General features: G+C 64.8%; 18 protein-coding genes and 1 tRNA gene. 18 read left to right on the top strand and 1 reads right to left on the bottom strand.

The features are described from left to right. Nucleotides 1-13 precede the first annotated feature (13 nt). The 18 genes from nuoG to G333_RS0110860 all read left to right on the top strand — a co-directional run bounded on the left by nuoG (nt 14) and on the right by G333_RS0110860 (nt 20,408). Entirely contained in the window at nt 14-2,413 is a 2,400-nt protein-coding gene (gene nuoG, locus G333_RS0110945) for an NADH-quinone oxidoreductase subunit NuoG (RefSeq protein ID WP_019628471.1), read from the top strand. Nucleotides 2,414-2,425: 12 nt separating this feature from the next. Beyond that, nucleotides 2,426-3,490 (top strand): NADH-quinone oxidoreductase subunit NuoH, encoded by a 1,065-nt coding sequence (gene nuoH, locus G333_RS0110940; RefSeq protein ID WP_018146230.1) that lies wholly within the window; start codon nt 2,426-2,428, stop codon nt 3,488-3,490. Between the two features lie 10 nt (nt 3,491-3,500). Continuing rightward, complete coding sequence (gene nuoI, locus G333_RS0110935) at nt 3,501-3,989, top strand: NADH-quinone oxidoreductase subunit NuoI (RefSeq protein ID WP_018146229.1); 489 nt, start codon at nt 3,501-3,503, stop codon at nt 3,987-3,989. A gap of 15 nt (nt 3,990-4,004) precedes the next feature. After that, complete coding sequence (locus G333_RS0110930) at nt 4,005-4,661, top strand: NADH-quinone oxidoreductase subunit J (RefSeq protein ID WP_018146228.1); 657 nt, start codon at nt 4,005-4,007, stop codon at nt 4,659-4,661. A gap of 89 nt (nt 4,662-4,750) precedes the next feature. Next, nucleotides 4,751-5,056 carry an NADH-quinone oxidoreductase subunit NuoK gene (gene nuoK / locus G333_RS0110925; protein ID WP_018141813.1) on the top strand — a complete coding sequence of 102 codons (306 nt, stop codon included), beginning with the start codon at nt 4,751-4,753 and terminating at the stop codon, nt 5,054-5,056. A gap of 6 nt (nt 5,057-5,062) precedes the next feature. Then, nucleotides 5,063-7,072: an NADH-quinone oxidoreductase subunit L gene (nuoL, locus tag G333_RS0110920; protein WP_018146227.1), complete on the top strand. Its 2,010-nt coding sequence runs from the start codon at nt 5,063-5,065 to the stop codon at nt 7,070-7,072. Between the two features lie 52 nt (nt 7,073-7,124). Next, nucleotides 7,125-8,639 (top strand): NADH-quinone oxidoreductase subunit M, encoded by a 1,515-nt coding sequence (locus G333_RS0110915; RefSeq protein WP_018167897.1) that lies wholly within the window; start codon nt 7,125-7,127, stop codon nt 8,637-8,639. A gap of 13 nt (nt 8,640-8,652) precedes the next feature. Then, nucleotides 8,653-10,101, top strand: a complete 1,449-nt coding sequence (gene nuoN, locus G333_RS0110910; protein WP_018167896.1) for an NADH-quinone oxidoreductase subunit NuoN — start codon at nt 8,653-8,655, stop codon at nt 10,099-10,101. A 3-nt stretch (nt 10,102-10,104) separates the two neighbouring features. Continuing rightward, nucleotides 10,105-10,449 carry a DUF2818 family protein gene (locus G333_RS0110905; protein WP_026340955.1) on the top strand — a complete coding sequence of 115 codons (345 nt, stop codon included), beginning with the start codon at nt 10,105-10,107 and terminating at the stop codon, nt 10,447-10,449. A gap of 63 nt (nt 10,450-10,512) precedes the next feature. After that, nucleotides 10,513-10,589: transfer RNA gene (locus tag G333_RS0110900), tRNA-Met, on the top strand. Nucleotides 10,590-10,803: 214 nt separating this feature from the next. Then, entirely contained in the window at nt 10,804-11,259 is a 456-nt protein-coding gene (gene rimP, locus G333_RS0110895) for a ribosome maturation factor RimP (protein ID WP_018146223.1), read from the top strand. A gap of 77 nt (nt 11,260-11,336) precedes the next feature. Then, on the top strand, nt 11,337-12,830 hold the full coding sequence (gene nusA / locus G333_RS0110890; protein WP_018146222.1) for a transcription termination factor NusA: 1,494 nt from the start codon (nt 11,337-11,339) through the stop codon (nt 12,828-12,830). 64 nt (nt 12,831-12,894) lie between these two features. Then, complete coding sequence (infB, locus tag G333_RS0110885) at nt 12,895-15,657, top strand: translation initiation factor IF-2 (RefSeq protein ID WP_196799827.1); 2,763 nt, start codon at nt 12,895-12,897, stop codon at nt 15,655-15,657. Further along, nucleotides 15,657-16,124 carry a 30S ribosome-binding factor RbfA gene (gene rbfA / locus G333_RS0110880; RefSeq protein ID WP_018146220.1) on the top strand — a complete coding sequence of 156 codons (468 nt, stop codon included), beginning with the start codon at nt 15,657-15,659 and terminating at the stop codon, nt 16,122-16,124. Before infB ends, rbfA begins: the two co-directional genes overlap by 1 nt. A 31-nt stretch (nt 16,125-16,155) precedes the next feature. Next, nucleotides 16,156-17,127 (top strand): tRNA pseudouridine(55) synthase TruB, encoded by a 972-nt coding sequence (gene truB, locus G333_RS0110875; RefSeq protein ID WP_018146219.1) that lies wholly within the window; start codon nt 16,156-16,158, stop codon nt 17,125-17,127. 114 nt (nt 17,128-17,241) lie between these two features. Then, the gene (gene rpsO, locus G333_RS0110870) at nt 17,242-17,511 is read left to right on the top strand and encodes a 30S ribosomal protein S15 (protein WP_018146218.1); all 270 of its coding nucleotides are present in this window, start codon (nt 17,242-17,244) and stop codon (nt 17,509-17,511) included. Between the two features lie 122 nt (nt 17,512-17,633). Beyond that, on the top strand, nt 17,634-19,721 hold the full coding sequence (pnp, locus tag G333_RS0110865) for a polyribonucleotide nucleotidyltransferase (RefSeq protein ID WP_019571463.1): 2,088 nt from the start codon (nt 17,634-17,636) through the stop codon (nt 19,719-19,721). A gap of 69 nt (nt 19,722-19,790) precedes the next feature. Further along, the gene (locus tag G333_RS0110860) at nt 19,791-20,408 is read left to right on the top strand and encodes a class I SAM-dependent methyltransferase (RefSeq protein WP_018167889.1); all 618 of its coding nucleotides are present in this window, start codon (nt 19,791-19,793) and stop codon (nt 20,406-20,408) included. Between the two features lie 181 nt (nt 20,409-20,589). On the opposite strand, the gene G333_RS0110855 is transcribed toward G333_RS0110860, so the two are convergent. Beyond that, the gene (locus G333_RS0110855; RefSeq protein ID WP_018146215.1) at nt 20,590-20,868 is read right to left on the bottom strand and encodes a hypothetical protein; all 279 of its coding nucleotides are present in this window, start codon (nt 20,866-20,868) and stop codon (nt 20,590-20,592) included. Nucleotides 20,869-20,967 lie beyond the last annotated feature (99 nt).

Raw genomic sequence — 20,967 nt, 5'->3', positions numbered from 1 at the left:
TCAGGAATCGAGCATGAGTCAGGATCAGAAACAAGATCTGGTCAGCATCGAGATTGACGGCCGTACGGTGGAGGCGCCCAAGGGCGCCATGCTCATCGATGTCGCCGATGATGCCGATATCCGCATTCCGCGGTTCTGCTACCACAAGAAGCTGTCGGTGGCGGCCAACTGCCGTATGTGTCTGGTCGAGGTGGAAAAGGCGCCCAAGCCGCTGCCGGCCTGCGCCACGCCGGTGATGGACGGCATGAAGGTGTACACCCAGTCCCCGCTGGCGCTACGCGCGCAGAAGGGGACCATGGAGTTCCTGCTGATCAACCATCCGCTGGACTGCCCGATCTGTGACCAGGGCGGCGAGTGCGAGCTGCAGGACGTGGCCATGGGCTACGGCGAGAGCGTGTCCACCTATACCGAAGCCAAGCGCGTGGTGAAGGACAAGGACATCGGTCCGCTGATCGAGACCGAGATGACCCGCTGCATCCACTGCACCCGTTGTGTGCGCTTCGGCGAGGAGATCGCCGGGGTGCGCGAGCTGGGCGCGACCGGACGCGGCGAGCACATGCGCATCGGCACCTACGTCGAGAAGACCGTGGCCCACGAGCTCTCCGGCAACGTGATCGACCTGTGCCCGGTGGGGGCGCTGACCGCCAAGCCGTCGCGCTACAGCGCGCGTGCCTGGGAATACGCGCAGGCGGCGACGATTGCCCCGCATGACGCGGTCGGCTCCAACCTGTTCCTGCATACTGACGACGGCCGTGCGATGCGGGTCGTCCCGCGCGAGAACGACGCGGTCAACGAGACCTGGATCTCCGACCGCGATCGCTTCAGCTACACCGGTCTGTATGCGGAGGATCGACTGACCCGCCCACGGATCAAGGTCGACGGCCAGTGGCAGGAGGTCTCCTGGGAGACCGCATTGAGCTACGCCGTCGAGGGCCTGAAGGAAGTGGCCCCGGATCGCATCGGTGCGCTGCTGTCGCCCTCGCTTTCGCTGGAAGAACACTACCTGGCGCAAAAGGTGTTGCGGGGCATGGGTGTCACCGACATCGATCACCGCGTGAATCAGCGCGATTTCCGCGACGAGGCGGCGGCCCCGCTGTTCCCGTATCTGGGGGTCGCAATTGGCGAGCTCGAAAATGCGGATGCCGTTCTGCTGGTGGGCAGCAACCCGCGTCGCGAGCAGCCGTTGCTGGCACACCGCCTGCGCAAGGCGGCCTCGCGTGGTGCACATGTGAGCCTGATCAACGACATGCTGCTGGACCTGACCTATCCGGTTCAGGCCCAGCTGGTCGGCGACGAGCATGACCAGGTCCTGGCGCTCGCCGGGATCGCCGGGCAGCTCGCCGCGGCCGGCAAGTCGCTGCCCAAAAAGCTGGAGAAGATCGTCAAGGCGGCCGCGACAGACGACGGCGAGACGCGGGAAGCCTTCGAACGCGCAGCCCGGGCGCTGCTGGACGCGAAGCGAGGCCATGTGCTGCTGGGCGTCGCCGCAATCAACGGGCCAGCCTTTGCCACGTTGCGGGCCCTGGCAGGCTGGATCGCCAAACATACCGGTGCCAGCCTGGGCTACCTGCCGCAGGGCGCGAATGCCGCGGGTGCCTGGCTGGCTGGCGTCCTGCCGCATCGTGGCCCGGGTGGGGCGGAGCTGGATGTCGCCGGTACGAATGCCGCCGAGATGCTCGAGCAGGGACGCGATGCATTCGTGATCGCCGGGCTGGAGCCGGGCCGCGATGGGGTCGATCCGGTGGCCTTCCAGGCAGCCCTGGAGCGTGCCGGTCTGGTGGTCGCCCTGAACAGCTTCGCCACACCTGAACTGGAGGCTGTGGCAGATGTGCTGCTGCCGATCGCCACAAGCTTTGAGCAATCCGGGACCTTCGTGAACGCCGAGGGCCGTTGGCAGAGTTTCCGCGCCGCCTCGCGCGCCCCCGATGACGCCCGGCCGGGCTGGAAGGTCTGGCGCGTGCTCGGCAATCTGCTCGACCAGAGCGGCTTCGATTACCTGGATTCGCCCGCGGTGCGGGACGAGCTGAAGGGCCAGCTGGCGGAAGCCAGCTTCGATACCGGTGTCAACCTCAACAAGGTGCAGGTAGAGGTGCCCGAGGCCGGCGCGGGCGACGGGCTGTACCGTGTGCAGGCGGCCGCGCTCTACAGCGGTGATCCGCTGGTGCGCCGTGCCGAGCCGCTGCAGACCAGCCCCGAGGGGCTGCTGGCCGAGAGCGTGCTGGTGCATCCCGAGTCCGCCGGCGAGCACGCCCATGGCAGCCGCGTGCGACTGCGTCAGGGCAAGGCCGAAACGGAGTTGACCCTGTTGCTGGACGATTCGGTGCCGCCGGGTCTGGCCGTGACCTTTGCGGGTTCCGCGGCCATGGGGGCCCTCGGCCTGCCGAACACCACGGTCACGCTGGCGCGGGCCTGAGGGACTTAAGACATGTTCGACTGGATGATGAACCTCTTCTACAGCCTTCCGACGGTCATGCAGATCCTGATCGGCATTCAGCTGATCGTGATTCCGCTGATGCTGGCCGTGGCCTACACGACCTTCGCCGAACGCAAGGTCATCGGTTACGCCCACGTGCGCATCGGCCCGAACCGGGTGGGCCCGCGCGGCTGGCTGCAGCCGATCGCGGACGCCCTGAAGCTGTTGACCAAGGAGGTCATCCTCCCGACCAACGCCAATCGCTTCCTGTTCCTCAGCGCCCCGGTGCTTACCATTGCGCCGGCTTTGGCGGCCTGGGCGGTGGTTCCGTTTTTCGACGGCGGGGCCCTGGCGGACGTGAACGCCGGCCTGCTGTATCTGCTGGCCCTGACCTCCCTCGGTGTGTACGGCATCATCATCGCGGGCTGGGCCTCGAACTCGAAGTACGCGCTGCTGGGCTCGCTGCGCTCGGCCGCGCAACTGGTCTCCTACGAGATCGCGATGGGCTTTGCCCTGGTGGGCGTGCTGATGGCTGCCGGCACCCTGAACGTGGGCGGGATCATCGAGGCGCAGTCCGGGAGCATGTACCACTGGTTCCTGCTGCCGCTGCTGCCGATGTTCTTCGTGTACTTCATCTCCGGGATCGCGGAGACCAACCGTGCGCCCTTCGACGTCGCGGAGGGCGAGTCCGAGATCGTGGCCGGGTTCCACGTGGAATACTCCGGCATGGCGTTCGCGGTGTTCTTCCTGGCCGAATACGCCAACATGATCCTGATCTCGGCCCTGACCGCGATCCTGTTCCTGGGGGGGTGGCTGTCGCCGTTCCAGGGCATCCTGCCGGCCGCCGTGTTCGACTGGCCGGTGATCGGGGCGCTGCTGGATCACGGGATTCACTGGTTCCTGTTCAAGACGGCGGTGTTCCTGTTCGCCTTCCTGTGGTTCCGCGCCACCTTCCCGCGCTATCGCTATGACCAGATCATGCGCCTGGGCTGGAAGGTCCTGATCCCGGTGACCATCGTCTGGCTGTTTGTCGAGGGCGTGCTGGTCGCGTTCAACGTCGGCCCGTGGTTCGCCTGAGGAGATCGTGATGAAAGCCGTGCGCCGTTTCTTCAAGAGTTTCCTGTTCTTCGAGCTGCTGCTGGGGCTGCGCCTGACCGGGCGTTACCTGTTGAGCCGCAAGTTCACCGTGCAATACCCGGACGAGAAGACGCCGATGTCGCCGCGCTTCCGCGGGCTGCACGCCCTGCGCCGTTATCCCAACGGCGAAGAGCGCTGCATCGCCTGCAAGCTGTGCGAGGCGGTGTGCCCGGCGCTGGCAATCACCATCGACTCCGAGGAGCGCGACGACGGCACGCGGCGGACCACGCGCTACGACATTGACCTGTTCAAGTGCATCTTCTGCGGCTTCTGCGAAGAGGCCTGTCCGGTGGATTCCATCGTCGAGACGCACCTGTTCGAGTACCACTTCGAGAACCGGGGCGAGCAGATCATGACCAAGGACAAGCTCCTGGCCATTGGTGACCGCTTCGAGAAAGAGATCGCGCAGGCCCGCGCGGTCGACGCCCCCTACCGGTAACGCAGGGAACGCCTCATGACCTTCGAGCTTGTCCTTTTCTACCTGTTCGGTGCGATCCTGCTGGGAGGCGCGCTGGCGATGATCAGCGTGCGCAACCCGGTGCATGCGGCGCTGTTCCTGGTGCTTTGCTTTGTTGCCGCCGCGGCGTTGTGGGTCATGGCGGAGGCCGAGTTCCTGGGCATCGTCCTGGTGCTGGTGTACGTCGGCGCGGTCATGGTGCTGTTCCTGTTCGTGGTGATGATGCTGGACATCAACCTCGCCAAACTGCGCGAGGGCTTCGCCGAGTATCTGCCGGCGGGGATCGTGGTCGCGCTGGCCATGGCCACCGTGCTGGTGCTGGTGATTACCCGCTACATCACCATGGACGCCCCCGAGCGCGCCGGCCCCGAGTACGCCAACACCGAGGCCCTGGGCGCGATCCTGTACACCGAGTACGTCTACCCGTTCGAGATCGCCGCGGTCATCCTGCTGGTCGCGATCATCGCCGCGATCTCGCTGACCATGCGCAAGCGGCCGGACAACAAGTCGATCGACCCGGGCAAGCAGATGGCGGTCTCCCGCGAAGGGCGGGTGCGCATGGTCGCCATGCCGTCGGAGAAGAAAGAAGCCCCGCGCCGGGGTGCGCAGGGGTCCGGGGCGAACGCCCCGGGCAGGGACGACGGCTCGAAGTAGGCACACCGAGTACACAGGCATCCCGGCCGCGCGCCGGGACCCGGACACCGGGGGCGGCCAACGTCCCCGAAAGAACTCAGGGCTAGAACATGATTACGCTAGAGCACTACCTGGTGCTGGCCGCGCTTTTGTTTTCCATTAGCGTGGCCGGGATCTTCCTGAACCGGAAAAACGTGATCGTGCTGTTGATGTGCATCGAGCTGATGATGCTCGCGGTGAACATCAACTTCATTGCCTTTTCGTTTTTCCTGCAGGACCTCGCGGGCCAGGTGTTCGTGTTCTTCATCCTGACCGTCGCCGCGGCCGAGGCGGCCATCGGCCTCGCCATCCTGGTGTTGCTGTTCCGTAATCGCGGAACCATCAACGTCCAGGACATGGATGCAATGAAGGGATAAACGGCCATGGATACGATCTATCTACTCATTGTTCTGGCGCCGCTGTTCGGCGCGATCGCCGCCGGCCTGTTCGGTCGCCAGATTGGCCGTGCCGGGGCGCACACCGTCACCATCCTGGGGGTGGCGGTGTCGTTCATCCTGTCTGTGGTGGTCTTCTGGGCGCATGTCTTCGGGGATGCCGGGGTCTACAACGAGACCCTCTACACCTGGCTGGTGTCGGACGGCATCCAGTTCGAAGTCGGGTTCCTGGTCGACAACCTGACCGCGATGATGATGCTCGTGGTCACCTTCGTCTCCCTGATGGTGCACATCTACACCATCGGGTACATGAAGGACGATCCAGGCTATCAGCGCTTCTTTGCGTACATCTCGTTGTTCACCTTCTCCATGCTGATGCTGGTGATGGCGAACAACTTCATGCAGCTGTTCTTCGGCTGGGAGGCCGTGGGGCTGGTCTCCTATCTGCTGATTGGCTTCTGGTACAAGCGCCCGACCGCGACCTACGCGAACATGAAGGCGTTCATCGTGAACCGGGTCGGGGACTTCGGTTTCCTGATCGGCATCGCCGCGCTGGTGTTCTATACCGGCAGCCTCAACTACACCGAGGTGTTCGCCGAAGGCCAGGCGATGAGCGAGGCCACGATCACCATCTGGCCGGGCTGGACCTTCGGCCTGCTGGACCTGGCCCTGATCTTCCTGTTCATCGGTGCGATGGGGAAATCCGCCCAGGTGCCGCTGCACGTCTGGCTGCCGGATTCCATGGAAGGCCCGACGCCGATCTCCGCGCTGATCCACGCGGCCACCATGGTGACCGCGGGCATCTTCATGGTCGCGCGCATGTCGCCGCTGTACGAGTTCTCGGTCGCGGCGCTGTCGTTCATTCTCATCATCGGCGCGATCACTGCGTTCTTCATGGGCCTGATCGGGCTGGTGCAGAACGACATCAAGCGCGTGGTCGCCTATTCGACGCTGTCCCAGCTGGGTTACATGACCGTGGCTCTGGGTGCGTCGGCGTACGCCGCGGGGCTGTTCCACCTGATGACCCACGCCTTCTTCAAGGCGCTGCTGTTTCTGGCGGCCGGGTCGGTGATCATCGCCATGCACCACCTGCAGGACATGCGCGCGATGGGCGGCCTGCGTCGGTACATGCCGATCACCTACGTGACGGCGCTCATCGGGTCACTGGCGTTGATCGGCTTCCCGTTCTTCTCCGGGTTCTTCTCCAAGGACGCGATCATCGAGGCGGTGGGCTATTCCGAAACCCCGGGGGCCACGTTCGCCTACTGGCTGGTGCTGGCCGGGGTGTTCGTCACCGCGCTATATACCTTCCGCATGTTCTTCATGGTGTTCCATGGCGAGGAGCGCTATGACCAGGCACACAAGTACATGCCGGACCACGGCGATGAACACGACGATGAGCATGGCGATGACCACCACCACGGTCCGTTGCAGCCGAAGGAGTCGCCGTGGGTGGTGACCGTGCCGCTGATCCTGCTGGCGATCCCGTCAGTCGTGGCTGGCTACTTCATCGGTCCGATGTTGTTTGGCGACTTCTTCGCCAACAGCCTGTTCGTGCTGCCGGAGCAGGATGTGCTGGCGACCAAGGGCGAGACCTACACCGGGGTCATCGGCTTTGTACTGCACGGTCTGATGCTGCCGGCGTTCTGGCTGGCAATGGCTGGCCTGGCGACCGCCTGGTACCTGTACATGAAGCGCCCGGAACTGCCGGCGTTAATCGCCGAGCGCCTGAAGCTCGGGGTGCGCATCCTCGAGGACAAGTACGGCTTCGACCGCTTCAACGACTGGTTCTTTGCCGGCGGGTCGGTGCGTCTCGGGCGGGCGCTGTGGCGCTATGGTGACGCGCTGATCATCGACGGCTTGCTGGTCAATGGCACGGCGCGCTCGATCGGCTGGATCTCGTCGCGTGTCCGTCACATGCAGTCCGGCTTCCTCTACCACTACGCGTTCGTGATGATCATCGGCCTGCTGGTCCTGATGTTCGCCTTCGTGATCTGAGCGGCTTCGACACCCATGCGCTCGAAGCCCATCGCTGTTTCAAGGAACGACCATGTTTGCTGACTGGCCTATCTTGAGTCTGTTGATCTGGCTGCCGATTCTCGGCGGCTTCCTGGTGCTCGCCGCCGGGCGCGACGCGCCCCATGTGGCGCGTCGGCTCGGGCTCGCGGTGGCCGTAGCGACCTTTGTCGTCAGCCTGCCGCTCTGGTTCGTGTTCGAGCGGGGGACCGCCGAGATGCAATTCCAGGAGCTGGCCTCCTGGATCCCGGCGTTCAACGTGAACTACCACCTGGGTGTGGACGGCATCTCCATGCCGCTGATCCTGCTGACCACGCTGATCACTGTGGTCGTCGTGGTTGCCGCGTGGGAATCGGTGAAGGACCGCATCGCCTACTACATGGCCGCGATGCTGGTGATGGAAGGCCTGATGATCGGCATGTTCGCATCGATGGATGCGGTGCTGTTCTACGTGTTCTTCGAGGCGATGCTGATCCCGATGTTCCTGGTGATCGGGATCTGGGGCGGTCCGCGGCGCGTCTACGCCACCCTCAAGTTCTTCCTCTACACCTTCCTCGGTTCGGTGTTCATGCTGGTCGCGCTGATCTGGATGTACATCCAGTCCGGCAGCTTCCTGATCCAGGATTTCCATGCCCTGCAGATCGGCCTGACCGCGCAGATCCTGATCTTCCTCGCGTTCTTCATGGCGTTCGCGGTGAAGATCCCGATGTTCCCGGTGCATACCTGGCTGCCGGATGCCCACGTGGAGGCGCCCACTGGCGGCTCGGTGATCCTGGCGGCGATCATGCTGAAGATCGGGGGCTATGGCTTCCTGCGCTTCTCGCTGCCGATCACCCCGGATGCCAGCGCCGTGCTCGACACCATGATGATCGTGCTGTCGCTGATCGCGATCGTCTACATCGGCCTGGTGGCGCTGATCCAGAGCGACATGAAGAAGCTGATCGCGTATTCGTCGATCGCGCACATGGGCTTCGTGACCCTGGGCTTCTTCCTCGCGTTCTACATCTACTCCAACACCGGTGACTGGGAAGGCGCCTCGCTGGGTATCGCCGGCGGCATGGTGCAGATGATCTCGCACGGCTTCATCTCGGCGGCGATGTTCCTCGCGGTGGGGGTGCTGTACGACCGCCTGCACAGCCGGCAGATCGCCGACTACGGCGGTGTGGTGAACACCATGCCGTGGTTCGCCGCGTTCTTCGTGCTGTTCGCCATGGCCAACACCGGCCTGCCGGGCACGTCCGGATTCGTCGGCGAGTTCATGGTCATCCTGGCCGCGTTCAAGGCGGATTTCTGGATCGCCTTCCTCGCTGCTACCACCCTGATCCTGGCCGCTGGCTACACCCTGTGGCTGGTCAAGCGCGTGATCTTCGGCGCGGTGGCCAATGAGAACGTGGCCGGTCTTTCCGACATGAATCGCCGCGAGTTCTTCCTGATGGGCGTGCTGGCCTTCTTCACGCTGCTGCTGGGCGTATGGCCGGCCCCGCTGCTGGATGTGATGAACGCGACCATCGACCACCTCGTGGCGCATATCGCGCAGTCGAAGCTCTGAAGGGGCGCCTGACATGAATTTCGAGATCCCCAATTTCCTCCCCGCCGTGCCCGAGATGTTCGTGCTCGGGATGGCGTGCCTGATCCTGGTGATCGACGCGTTCCTGCCGGATTCGCGGCGTGATGTCACCTACGGCCTGGTGCAGGCGACCCTGGTCGCGGCGGCGGGTCTGACACTGTGGATGATGGGGCCGGAGACGGTCCTGACCTTCTCGGATACCTTCGTGAAGGACCCGATGGCCGACATCCTGAAGGTGGCGGTGTACGTGACCAGCTTCCTGGTCTTCCTGTATGCCCGTCCGTACCTGATGGAGCGCGGTATCCACAAGGGCGAGTTCTACGTGCTGGGCCTGTTCGCGGTGCTCGGCATGATGATCATGATCTCGGGGCACAACCTGCTGACCCTGTACCTGGGCCTGGAGTTGCTGTCCCTGTCGTCCTACGCGCTGGTCGCGTTCTGGCGCGACAACTCGCGCGCCACCGAGGCGGCCATGAAGTACTTCGTACTGGGCGCTCTGGCATCCGGTTTGCTGCTCTACGGCATGTCCATGATCTATGGCATGACCGGTTCGCTGGATATCGCGGTGATTGCCGCCGAATTGGTGGCTGCGGACGAGAGCATGAACGTCCCGCTGGTCTTCGGTCTGGTGTTCCTGGTGGTCGCCATCGCGTTCAAGCTGGGGGCGGTGCCGTTCCATATGTGGGTGCCGGACGTCTACGACGGCGCCCCCACCGCGGTCACGCTGTTCATCGCCACGGCGCCGAAGATTGCGGCATTCGCCTTCCTGATGCGGCTGCTGGTGGAAGGGATGGGCCCACTGCACGCCGACTGGCAGGGCATGCTGATTATCCTCGCAGTCCTGTCGCTCGCCGTGGGCAACGTGATCGCGATCGCCCAGACCAGCATCAAGCGCATGCTGGCCTATTCGACCATTGCCCATATCGGGTTCCTGTTCATGGGGATCCTGGCGGGCACCGACAGCGGGTACGCCTCGGCCATGTTCTACGTGATCGTCTACGCGATCACGGCCGCCGGTGGTTTCGGGATGATTGTGTTCCTGTCGCGCAAGGGGTACGAAGCGGACCAGATCGATGACTTCAAGGGGCTCGCCAAGCGCAACCCCTGGTTTGCGTTCATCATGCTGCTCCTGTTGTTCTCCATGGCCGGTGTACCGCCGACGGTCGGCTTCTACGCCAAGCTGGCGGTGATCCAGGCCGCCGTGGGCGCGGAACTGGTCTGGCTGGCGATCGTCGCGGTGATCTTCTCGATCATTGGCGCCTTCTACTACCTGCGTGTGGTCAAGATGATGTTCTTCGACGACCCCCAGGAAGGTGCCGAGGAGCCGGTCCAGCCGTCCGGTGCGCTGGCCGCTGCGCTTAGCATTAATGGGCTTGCGGTGCTGCTGTTGGGAATTTTCCCGGGTCTGCTGCTGTCTTTAACCCACTACGCAATTATCGGGTAACTCGTGACACAGTGGATTCCGTTTGATGTTCTAGTCTGGGGGTTTGTGGTGGTGGCGTTTATCAGCGCCAACCTGCCCTGGCTCAGTGATCGTATCGGCCTGATGGTGGTGCCGGAGAGCGGCATCAAGGGGCCATGGACCCGCATTGGCGAATGGCTGGTGCTGTATCTCGTGATCGGCGCCATCGGGAAGGGGCTGGAGTTCCAGGCGACCGGCGGTATCCATCCGCAGGGCTGGGAGTTCTACGTGATCACCCTGTCGCTGTTCGCCATGTTTGCCCTGCCCGGATACATCTGGCGCTACGACCTGCGTCCACACCTGCGGGCTGGCCAGCGCCGGGCACGGTAGTAAATAATCGGCGACAGCCCTTGCGGGGCGGGTCGCCGCTTTGGTATAGTTCTGCGTCTCGGATGCGGGGTGGAGCAGTCTGGCAGCTCGTCGGGCTCATAACCCGAAGGTCGCAGGTTCAAATCCTGCCCCCGCTACCAATTGTCAGAGAGGCCCCGTACGGGGCCTTTTTGTTAAGGACCGATGGTCCGGTCGCAACTGCTCGCGGTCGGCCCGCCGTCCTTAAGGCCGCGCTCCCGCGCGCCTCGCAGCGGATGTTTCGCTGCAGTCATCTTGAGAGGTGTACGAGGGGCGTTCGGCGCCCTTTTTTTGTTTCTGGGTCCCGCCCGCGGGACGGAGTCGATCGAGACGCCCTTGTCGCAGAAGGCTGAACAACTGAAAACACTGCTGACCCCGGTTGTCGAGGGGGAAGGCATGCAGCTGTGGGGGCTGGAGTACCACTCCGGTTCCACGCCGCCTGTCCTGCGGATCTATATCGATGGCGAGAATGGCGTCACTGTGGACGATTGCGCGCGCGTCAGCGATCAGGCCGGTGCGGTCATCGAGGTCGAGGAGGCTCTGAAGGGGAACTACACCCTGGAGGTGTCCAGTCCCGGTATCGAACGCCCTCTGTTTACCCCCGAGCAGTTCCGGAGCTACATCGGTCATCCGGTGAAGGTGCGTCTGGCATGGCCGGAGCATGACCGCCGCAATTTCCGTGGCGTACTGCTGTCGGTGGAAGACCCGATGATCGAGGTGGAAGTGGACGGCATGGCCTACGAGCTGCCGCTGGCCGCGATCCACAACGCGCGTGTCCTTGAGCAGCTATAAAAAATAGCTGTAGTCCAGGGCGCTGCTACGCTTTTTGTTGAATCGGCAGGCAACTGCCGAGTGCGGAGAGGCAAGACATGAACAAGGAGATCCTGCTGGTCGCTGATGCTGTGGCGAACGAGAAAGGAGTGGAGAAGGACATCATCTTCGAAGCCCTGGAATCGGCCCTGGCGATGGCGACCCGCAAGTACCACGGCGGCAAGATGGACGTTCGCGTGAGCATCGACCGCGAGGAGGGTGATTACGAGGCCTTCCGGCGCTGGACCGTGGTGGACGACGAGGACCCCGAGTTCGAATCCCCGGAATACCAGACGCTGCTGTCCTATGCCCAGCAGAAGAATCCGGATGCCCAGGTCGGCGACGTGATCGAGGAGCCGGTCGAGGCCGTGGACTTCGGTCGCATTGCGGCCCAGGCCGCGAAGCAGGTCATCGTGCAGAAAGTACGCGAGGCCGAGCGAGCCAAGGTCGTCGCGGAGTACCAGGATCGCGTTGGCACGCTGGTCATGGGGATCGTCAAGCGTACGGATCGCAATGGCACCTATGTGGACCTCGGGAGCAACGCCGAGGCCCTGATCCCGCGCGAACACATGATCCCGCGCGAGACCGTGCGTACCAATGACCGGCTGCGCGGCTATCTCAAGGAGATCCGCCCCGAGGCCCGCGGCCCGCAGTTGATCCTCAGCCGCACCGCGCCGGAGTTCCTGATGGAGCTGTTCAAGCTCGAGGTACCCGAGGTCGGCCAGAACATTATCGACATCATGGGCGCGGCCCGTGACCCGGGTATGCGTGCCAAGATTGCGGTGCGCTCCAACGACCCGCGTCTGGATCCGGTCGGCGCCTGCGTCGGCATGCGCGGCTCGCGTGTGCAGTCGGTGTCCAACGAGCTGGCCGGCGAGCGCATCGACATCATCGTCTGGGACGAGAATCCGGCTCAGTTCGTGATCAATGCGATGTCGCCGGCGGAGGTCCTGTCGATCGTGGTCGACGAGGACAAGCAGTCGATGGATATCGCGGTCGAGGAGGACAAGCTGTCGCTGGCCATCGGCCGTGGAGGCCAGAACATCCGCCTGGCCTCCCAGCTGACCGGCTGGGAACTGAACGTGATGACCGAGGAACAGGCGGCCGAAAAGAGCGACGCCGAGGCCCAGCAGTTGGTCGCGTTCTTCATGGAGGCCCTGGATGTCGACGAGGAAGTTGCCAGCATCCTGGTTCAGGAAGGCTTTACGACCCTGGACGAAGTGGCCTATGTGGAAGAGGCAGAACTGCTGGCGATCGAGGAGTTCGACGAGGCCATGGTCGAGGAGCTGCGCAATCGTGCGAGCGACGCGCTCCTGACCAAGGCCATCGCGGCCGAGGGTGGCGATGGCTATCAGCCCGCGGAGGATCTCCTCGGCATGGAAGGCATGAGCCCGGCGCTGGCGAACAAGCTGGCGTCACATGGCGTGTGCACCATGGAGGACCTGGCGGAGCAGGCATCCGACGACGTGGTCGAGATGACCGGCCTGGATACGGAAGAGGCGTCGGCGCTGATTATGACGGCGCGCGCCCCGTGGTTCGAAACCGGGGAGTAAGCCCCGGTCGCTCGTCTCGCGGACGCGTATCACAGGCTGTCGGTTGGCCTGAAAAGAATCTGGAATGGAGGTAGGCGCCATGGCGCAAATGACAGTGCAGCAATTCGCGGAATCGGTGGGAACACCGGTTGACCGCCTCATGGTTCAGCTCAAGGAGGCGGGCGTCGAGGTCGATGGTCCGGAAGCGGCGATCACCGATGCCGAAAAGCGCAAGCTGCTCGATCACCTCCGTCAGGCGCATGGCGAGGGCGACGCAGGGCGCGTGACCCTGAAGCGCCGGACCCAGGCGCAGACCCTCAAGGTCAGTTCCGGCCAGGGGCGCTCCAAGACGGTCAACGTCGAGGTGCGCAAGAAGCGGACCCTCAAGCCCAAGCCGGCCGAGGCGCAGCCCGAGGCCCCGGTGGAAGAGGCCCCGGTGGCCGAGGAGCAACAGGCCCCGGCGCCCGAGGCCCCGGAAGAAATCCGTGCCGCCGGCCAGGCGGAAGAGACGGCCCCCGAGGCCCCGGTCGAGGACGAGACCCCGGTCGCCGAAGAGGTGCCGGTCGAGGAGCCCAAGGCTGAAGAGCCGGTCGTCGAGACTCCGGCCGAGCCGGAACCCGAGGTGGCCGAAGAGGCGCCGGTCGAGGAGCCCGCTGCCGAACCGGAACCCGTGTCCGAGAAGCCGAAGCGTCCGCTCAGCCGTACCGAGCAGCTGGCGCTGCAGGTGGAGGCCGAGCGCGAAGCCCAGCGCAAGGCGTCCGACGCGCGCAAGCAGGAAGCCGTTGAACGCGAAGAACGCCAGAAGCGTCGGGCGAAAGAGCTCGAGGCCCAGGAGGCCAAGCGCGAGAAGGAAGAACAGACACGGTTGGAGCGCGAAGCCGCAGCGCGGCAGGCCGCTCCGGCGGCTGCCCCGGCAGCCGATGCCAAGGCCGGCAAGGGCGCCCGCAAGGGTGGTCGCAAAGACGAGCGCAAGGAACTGCATGTCGCCGGGGACCGCCGCGGTCGCCGCAAGAAGGGCGAGAGCCGCAAGGCCCAGTCCGCAGCGGCTCAGGCCGTGACCAGCAAGCACGGCTTTGCCAAGCCGACCGCGCCGGTGGTGCGGGATGTCGAGGTGCCGGAAACCATTACCGTGGCCGACTTGGCCCAGGCGATGGCGATCAAGGCGCCGCAGCTGATCAAGGCCCTGATGGGCATGGGCGTGATGGCGACCATCAATCAGTCGATTGATCAGGACACCGCGATGCTGGTGGTCGAGGAGATGGGGCATAACCCGATCGCCGCGAAGGAAACCTCGGTCGAGGACGAGATCGATACCGGTCTCGAGCAGAATGCCGAGGCCCGGCCGCGGCCGCCGGTGGTGACCGTGATGGGTCACGTCGACCACGGGAAGACCTCGCTGCTGGACTATATCCGCAAGGAGAAGGTCGCCTCTGGCGAGGCGGGTGGGATTACCCAGCACATCGGCGCCTACCACGTTAAGAACAACCACGATGGCGTGACCTTCCTGGATACCCCGGGGCATGCCGCGTTTACCGCAATGCGTGCCCGCGGCGCCCAATCCACCGACATTGTGATCCTGGTGGTTGCGGCGGATGACGGCGTGATGCCGCAGACCATTGAGGCGATCCAGCATGCGAAGGCTGCGGGTGTACCGATGGTCGTGGCGGTCAACAAGGTCGACAAGCCCGAGGCCGAACCGGATCGGGTCATGAACGAACTGGCCCAGCACGAGGTGATCCCCGAGTCCTGGGGCGGCGATACCCAGTTCATTCAGGTCTCTGCCCATACCGGCCAGGGGATCGACGATCTGCTGGAGTCCCTGGGGCTGCAGGCCGAGGTGATGGAGCTGAAGGCCCCGGACGAGGGTCCGGCGCGGGGTGTGGTCATCGAATCGCGCCTGGAGAAAGGCCGCGGCCCGGTCGCGACCATTCTGGTCCAGTCCGGCAAGCTCAAGCACGGCGACATCGTGCTCTCGGGCAAGGAATACGGCCGCGTGCGGGCGATGTTCGACGACACCGGCACGGCCGTGAAGGAAGTCGGCCCGTCGATGCCGGTCGAGGTCCTGGGCCTGTCCGGGGTGCCGGACGCTGGCGACGAGGTGCTGGTGGTGGCCGATGACAAGACGGCCCGCGAGGTCGCAGAACATCGCGACACCAAGCAACGGGAACGCAAGCTGGCCGCGCAACAGGCGTCGAAGCTGGAGAACATCTTCAACCAGATGCAGGACGGCCAGATCGCGACCGTGAACATCCTGATCAAGGCGGATGTGCAGGGCTCGGCCGAGGCCCTGCGCGAGTCGCTGATCAAGCTGTCCACCGACGAGGTCCGCGTGAAGGTGGTCTCCGCCGGCGTGGGCGGGATCTCCGAGTCCGACATGAACCTGGCGATGGCCTCCGAGGCGATCGTGATCGCGTTCAACGTGCGTGCCGATGCGGGCGCGAAGCGCCTCGCGGCGGAGAACGAGATCGACGTGCGCTACTACTCGGTGATCTACGAGGCGATCGACGACGTGAAGCAGGCGCTGTCCGGTCTGCTGTCGGCCGAGATCCGCGAAGAGATCGTCGGCCTGGCGCAGGTGCGCGACGTGTTCAAGGCCTCGGGCTTTGGTCAGGTGGCCGGCTGTCTGGTGATGGAGGGCGCGGTCAAGCGGGGCAACCCGATCCGCGTGCTGCGCGACAACGTCGTAATCTACGAGGGCGAGCTGGAGAGCCTGCGTCGCTTCAAGGACGATGTGAACGAGGTCAAGGCCGGTACCGAATGTGGTATCGCGGTGAAGAACTACAACGACGTGAAGGCGGGTGACCAGATCGAGGTCTTCCAGCGCGTCGAGGTGGCCCGGACGCTCTGATGCCCGGTAACCGCGACTTCCATCGTTCCGACCGTGTCGGGGAGCAGATCCAGCGCGAGCTGGCCGAGCTCATCCGCATGGAGGTCAAGGACCCGCGGGTCGGCATGATCACGCTGGCCGGGGTCGAGGTGTCGCGCGATCTGGCGTATGCCCGAGTGTATTTCACCCAGCTCGGCGGGGCCGAGAAGGGTCAGGAGGCGCAGAAGGGCTTGAACAGCGCCGCCGGTTTTCTGCGTCGGGCCCTGGGGCAGCGCATGCGTCTGCGCTCGGTGCCGCAACTGCGCTTCATCTATGACGATACGCCCGAGCGCGGTGCGCACCTGTCGTCACTGATTAACCAGGCGCTGGCCGAGGATCGGGCGCATCATGCCGACGATCCCGAGACCCTGGATGGGGACGGCGCGGCAGATGACGGTGGCTCCGACAAGCGACGCGATCCGGACGAGGGACCGGAACGCGGGGCCTGAGCCCGGGCGTTTGCGGCCGGGCGGTTCATCCATGGCGAGCAAGCGTCGCGACGTCGACGGCATCCTGTTGCTGGACAAGCCGCGGGGGCGCAGTTCCAACCAGGCGCTGGGCCGGGTCAAGTATCTGTTGCAGGCGAAGAAGGCCGGTCATACCGGGGCACTGGACCCGCGGGCGACGGGCCTTTTGCCGTTGTGCTTCGGGCAGGCCACCAAGGTCTCCGGCTGGCTGCTGGATGCGGACAAGCGCTATGTCGCCGAGGCGCGCCTGGGTGTGGAGACGGACAGCGCGGACCTCGATGGCGCAGTGATCCGCGAGGCGGCGGTGCCGCCCATCGAGCCGGCCACCCTGCGCGAGCTGGAGCGGCGGTTCAGTGGCGACCAGGCGCAGGTCCCGCCAATGGTCTCGGCCCTAAAGCATCAGGGCAAGCGCCTGTACGAGCTCGCGCGTCAGGGGGTGGAGGTGGACCGCCCCCCGCGTCCGGTGCAGATCCATTCCCTGGAGATCGAGCAGATCGCGGCGGATGGCCTGCGTTTGAAGGTGCACTGTTCCAAGGGGACCTATATCCGTTCGCTGGTTGCCGACATCGGGCATGCGCTCGGTTGTGGAGCGGCGGTGGATACGTTGCACCGGGTCGGGCACGGCCACTTCGATGCCGCCGCGATGGTCTCGCTGGAGGCCATTGAGGCGGCCTTCGAGGCGGGCGGGGTCGCCGCCATCGAGGCCTTGCTGCAACCGGCGGAGGCGGCGCTGGCGCACTGGCCGTCGGTCACGCTCGACGCCGCCGCCAGCGCCGCCATGCGCCATGGCAACCCGGCCGCGCCGACCGCCGTGGTCGGGCAGGCCCCAGGGGCGGCGGATGCGCCGTACGAAGGGGATACTGGCTGGCCCCTGGTGCGGATTTTTGATGATGGTGGCCGCTTCCTGGCGGTCGGTGTTCGCGACCCCGACGGGCAGATCCGGGCGCGGCGTTTGTTCGTGCCGGCGGCGCACGCGCCGGCCTGAGCGTGCCCGGTCTCTTTCTGTTCACGTCGTCGTGCGTCGTGCTACCATTGCCCGCCTATCGCCAGCGCCACTGGTCGGTTAACGGTTTAGAAATTTTTCAGGAGTCAGGTTTTCATGTCGCTCACCACCGAAGAAAAATCGGCCATCGTCGAGAAGCACAAGCGCGATCCCAACGACACCGGTTCGCCGGAAGTCCAGGTCGCGCTGCTGACGGCCCGCATCCAGCATCTGATGGGGCACTTCGACAAGCACAAGCAGGATCATCACTCGCGCCGCGGCCTGTTGAAGATGGTCAGCACGCGCCGCAAGTTGCTGACCTACCTCAAGCGTCATGACCAGGAGCGCTATCAGGCCCTGGTTCAGGAGCTTGGGCTGCGCCGCTAAGGCCGGCATGACGGGCCCGCGCCATTGGTGCGGGCCCGTTCGCTTTCGGGCCCGCACCAATGGGTCGCGAGAGCCAGAATTCAGGCATCAAAGTCGCAAGAACACGGGAAACGGGAAATAACGTGGCATACAAGAAGTCATTCCAGTACGGAAACCATACGGTCACCTTCGAAACCGGTGACATCGCTCGTCAGGCCAGTGGCGCCGTCATCGTCAATATGGCCGAGACCGTGGTGCTGGTCACCGTGGTGGCTCGCAAGGAAGCCGACCCGGGCCGAGACTTCTTCCCCCTGACCGTGAACTACCAGGAACGCACCTACGCGGCCGGCAAGATCCCGGGTGGATTCTTCAAGCGCGAGGGGCGTCCGAGCGAGAAGGAAACCCTGACTTGTCGCCTGATCGACCGACCGATCCGTCCGCTGTTCCCGGAAGGTTTCAAGAACGAGACCCAGGTGGTCGCGACGGTAATGTCGATCAACCCCGAGGTGGATCCCGATATCCCCGCGATGCTCGGGACCTCGGCCGCGCTGGCGCTCTCCGGCGTGCCCTTCGCCGGGCCGATTGGCGCCGCGCGAGTCGGTTACCGCGCCGGTGAGTACCTGCTGAACCCGACCTACAGCGCCCTGGCGGATTCCGACCTTGATCTTGTCGTGGCGGGCACCGAGAACGCCGTGCTGATGGTCGAATCCGAGGCCAACCAGCTCTCCGAGGAGGTGATGCTGGGTGCGGTGATGTACGGCCACGAGCAGATGCAGGCCGCGATCCAGGCAATCAAGGAACTGGCGGCCGAGGCCGGCAAGCCCGCGTGGGAGTGGCAGCCGACGGCGTCGCTCGAATCGCTCGAGGAGCAGATCCAGGGGGTGGTCGGCGAAGAACTGGTAGAGGCGTACCAGATCGCCGAGAAGCAGGCGCGCACGCAGCGCATTGGCGAACTACGCGGCAAGGCCGTGGAGGCCCTGGTCAGTGAAGATGAGTCGGGGCCCAGCCTGGATGACGTGAAGACGGCCTTCCACGACCTGGAGTACCGCCTGGTCCGTGATCGTATCCTCGACGGCAACCCGCGCATCGATGGCCGCGACACCAAGACGGTGCGCCCGATCCACGTGGATACGGGCGTGCTGCCGCGCGCGCACGGCTCCGCCGTGTTTACCCGGGGCGAGACGCAGGCAATGGTGGTGGCCACCCTCGGCACCGATCGCGATGCCCAGATCATCGACGCCCTGGAAGGCGAGCGCCGCGACCGTTTCATGCTGCACTACAACTTTCCGCCTTACTGCACCGGCGAAACCGGCTTTGTCGGGACACCCAAGCGCCGCGAGATCGGCCACGGGCGCCTCGCCAAGCGTGGCGTGCAGGCGGTGATGCCGAACGAGGCGGACTTCCCCTATGTGCTTCGCGTGGTCTCCGAGATCACCGAATCCAACGGGTCCAGCTCCATGGCCTCTGTCTGCGGTACCTCGCTGGCGCTGATGGATGCCGGCGTGCCGCTGAAGGCTCCGGTTGCAGGTATTGCGATGGGCCTGATCAAGGAAGGCGATCGCTTCGCCGTGCTCTCCGACATCCTCGGCGACGAGGACCATCTGGGGGACATGGACTTCAAGGTGGCCGGCACCAACGACGGCGTGACCGCGTTGCAGATGGACATCAAGATCGACGGGATCACCCGCGAGATCATGGAGCGGGCGCTGGCCCAGGCCCGTGAGGGCCGCATGCATATCCTCGGATGCATGAACGAAGTGCTGCCGCATCATCGTGACGAGATGTCCTCGCACGCGCCGCGCTTCATCACCATGAAGATCAACCCGGACAAGATCCGCGACGTGATCGGCAAGGGCGGGGCGACCATTCGCGCACTGACCGAAGAGACCGGCGCGACCATCGACATCCAGGACGACGGCACGGTGAAGGTCGCCTCCACCGATCAGGCGGCGGGCCTCGAGGCCAAGCGCCGTATCGAAGAGCTGACTGCGGATATCGAGGTGGGGCGCCAGTACACCGGGAAGGTGGCGAAGATCATGGACTTCGGGGCGTTCGTCTCGATCCTGCCGGGCCGTGACGGTCTGGTCCACATCTCGCAGATCTCCGACGAACGTGTCGAGAGCGTCGGCGATTTCCTCGCGGAAGGGGATTCGGTGACGGTGCGGGTACTGGAAGTGGACAAGCAGGGCCGCATCCGTCTGAGCATGAAGGCGGTCGAACCCGAGTCCTGATCGGACTCGCTTCGATCACGGGCGCTGCTTTTCCCGGCGTCCGGCCATTCAGATTCGGGACGCGTGGGCATGGACCTCGTCAGTATTCGCAAAAGTTACCGGCGCTACGCTCGCCACTACGACGCCACCTTCGGTCGAGTGTTCGCGACCGGGCGCGCCAGCGCGCGGGAGACCCTGGCGCCGGTCTCGGGCAAGCGCATCCTGGAGGTCGGGGTCGGCACCGGGATCTCGCTGCCGGATTACCCGGATGACTGCGAGGTGGTGGGGATCGATGTATCCCGCGAGATGCTGGAGGTTGCGCGTGGGCGCCTGAACGGTGGCCTGCCGGCAGTATCTGGCCTGTGCGAGATGGATGCCGAAAAGCTCGGCTTCGCCGATAATAGCTTTGACGCGGTGGTCGCGATGTATGTGGCAACCGTGGTGCCCAACCCCGATGCCCTGTTCGCCGAGATGTGGCGAGTCTGCCGCCCCGGGGGGCGCTTGCTGGTGGTCAACCACTTTGCCTCGCAGCAATGGTTGTTGCGCGGCGTCGAGCGCTGCCTGCGGCCGCTGTCAAAGGCCGTTGGGTTCCGGCCGGACATGGAATACGAGGACTTCGTGCGCGTGACCGGGCAGGAGCCCTGCATGGTCGCCCCGGCGAGCCTGTTCGGCTACTGGAAACAGGTCGAATTCCGCAAGCCTGTCTGAACGTTCGTCCTCGCATGGCGCCGCCACGAGCCCCGTGATGGCGAGGAGCGCAGCGACGAAGGAAGCAACCTCCGTCCGCACCCCCTGCGTTTTGTTCGGTTCGGTTGCCTGGCCGCCCAGGAAGGCCGCCATGTCGCTACATTCCTTGCGATGGCAGGGCTTGTGACAAGGCCATGGTTGGTCAGCGGCGGGTGAACAACGGCAGCTCGTGGCGCCGCGCATTGGCGGCGAGAAACTGCCCGCGGCCATCCCGCTCGGCATCCAGCCCGGCCTGTTCCGTTGAAGGTTCCCCCAGGATTGTTGCCAGGAAGACCTCCAGTTCCCGCCCGTCCACCCGCAACCTGCCGAAGGGCGTGCCGTCGGCGGCCGCATACCAGAACAACCGTGGCTGCCAGTTGCATCCCTGGATCTTTGGGTGGCGGTAGAGTTCGATCAGGCGCTGTTCGAGTGCGTCGGACATGGGAACCTCGGTCGGGGCGGGCCGGACGAAACGCTGTGGGCAGAAACGTCGACTGTCGCCAAAAGGCGTTACTGTAGAACAACACCATCCCCGCGTCAG

It is taken from the genome of Thioalkalivibrio sp. AKL10, assembly GCF_000381845.1.
GTDB classification, from domain to species: Bacteria; Pseudomonadota; Gammaproteobacteria; order Ectothiorhodospirales; family Ectothiorhodospiraceae; genus Thioalkalivibrio; species Thioalkalivibrio versutus.
This window is presented reverse-complemented; position numbering and strand designations above follow the sequence as displayed.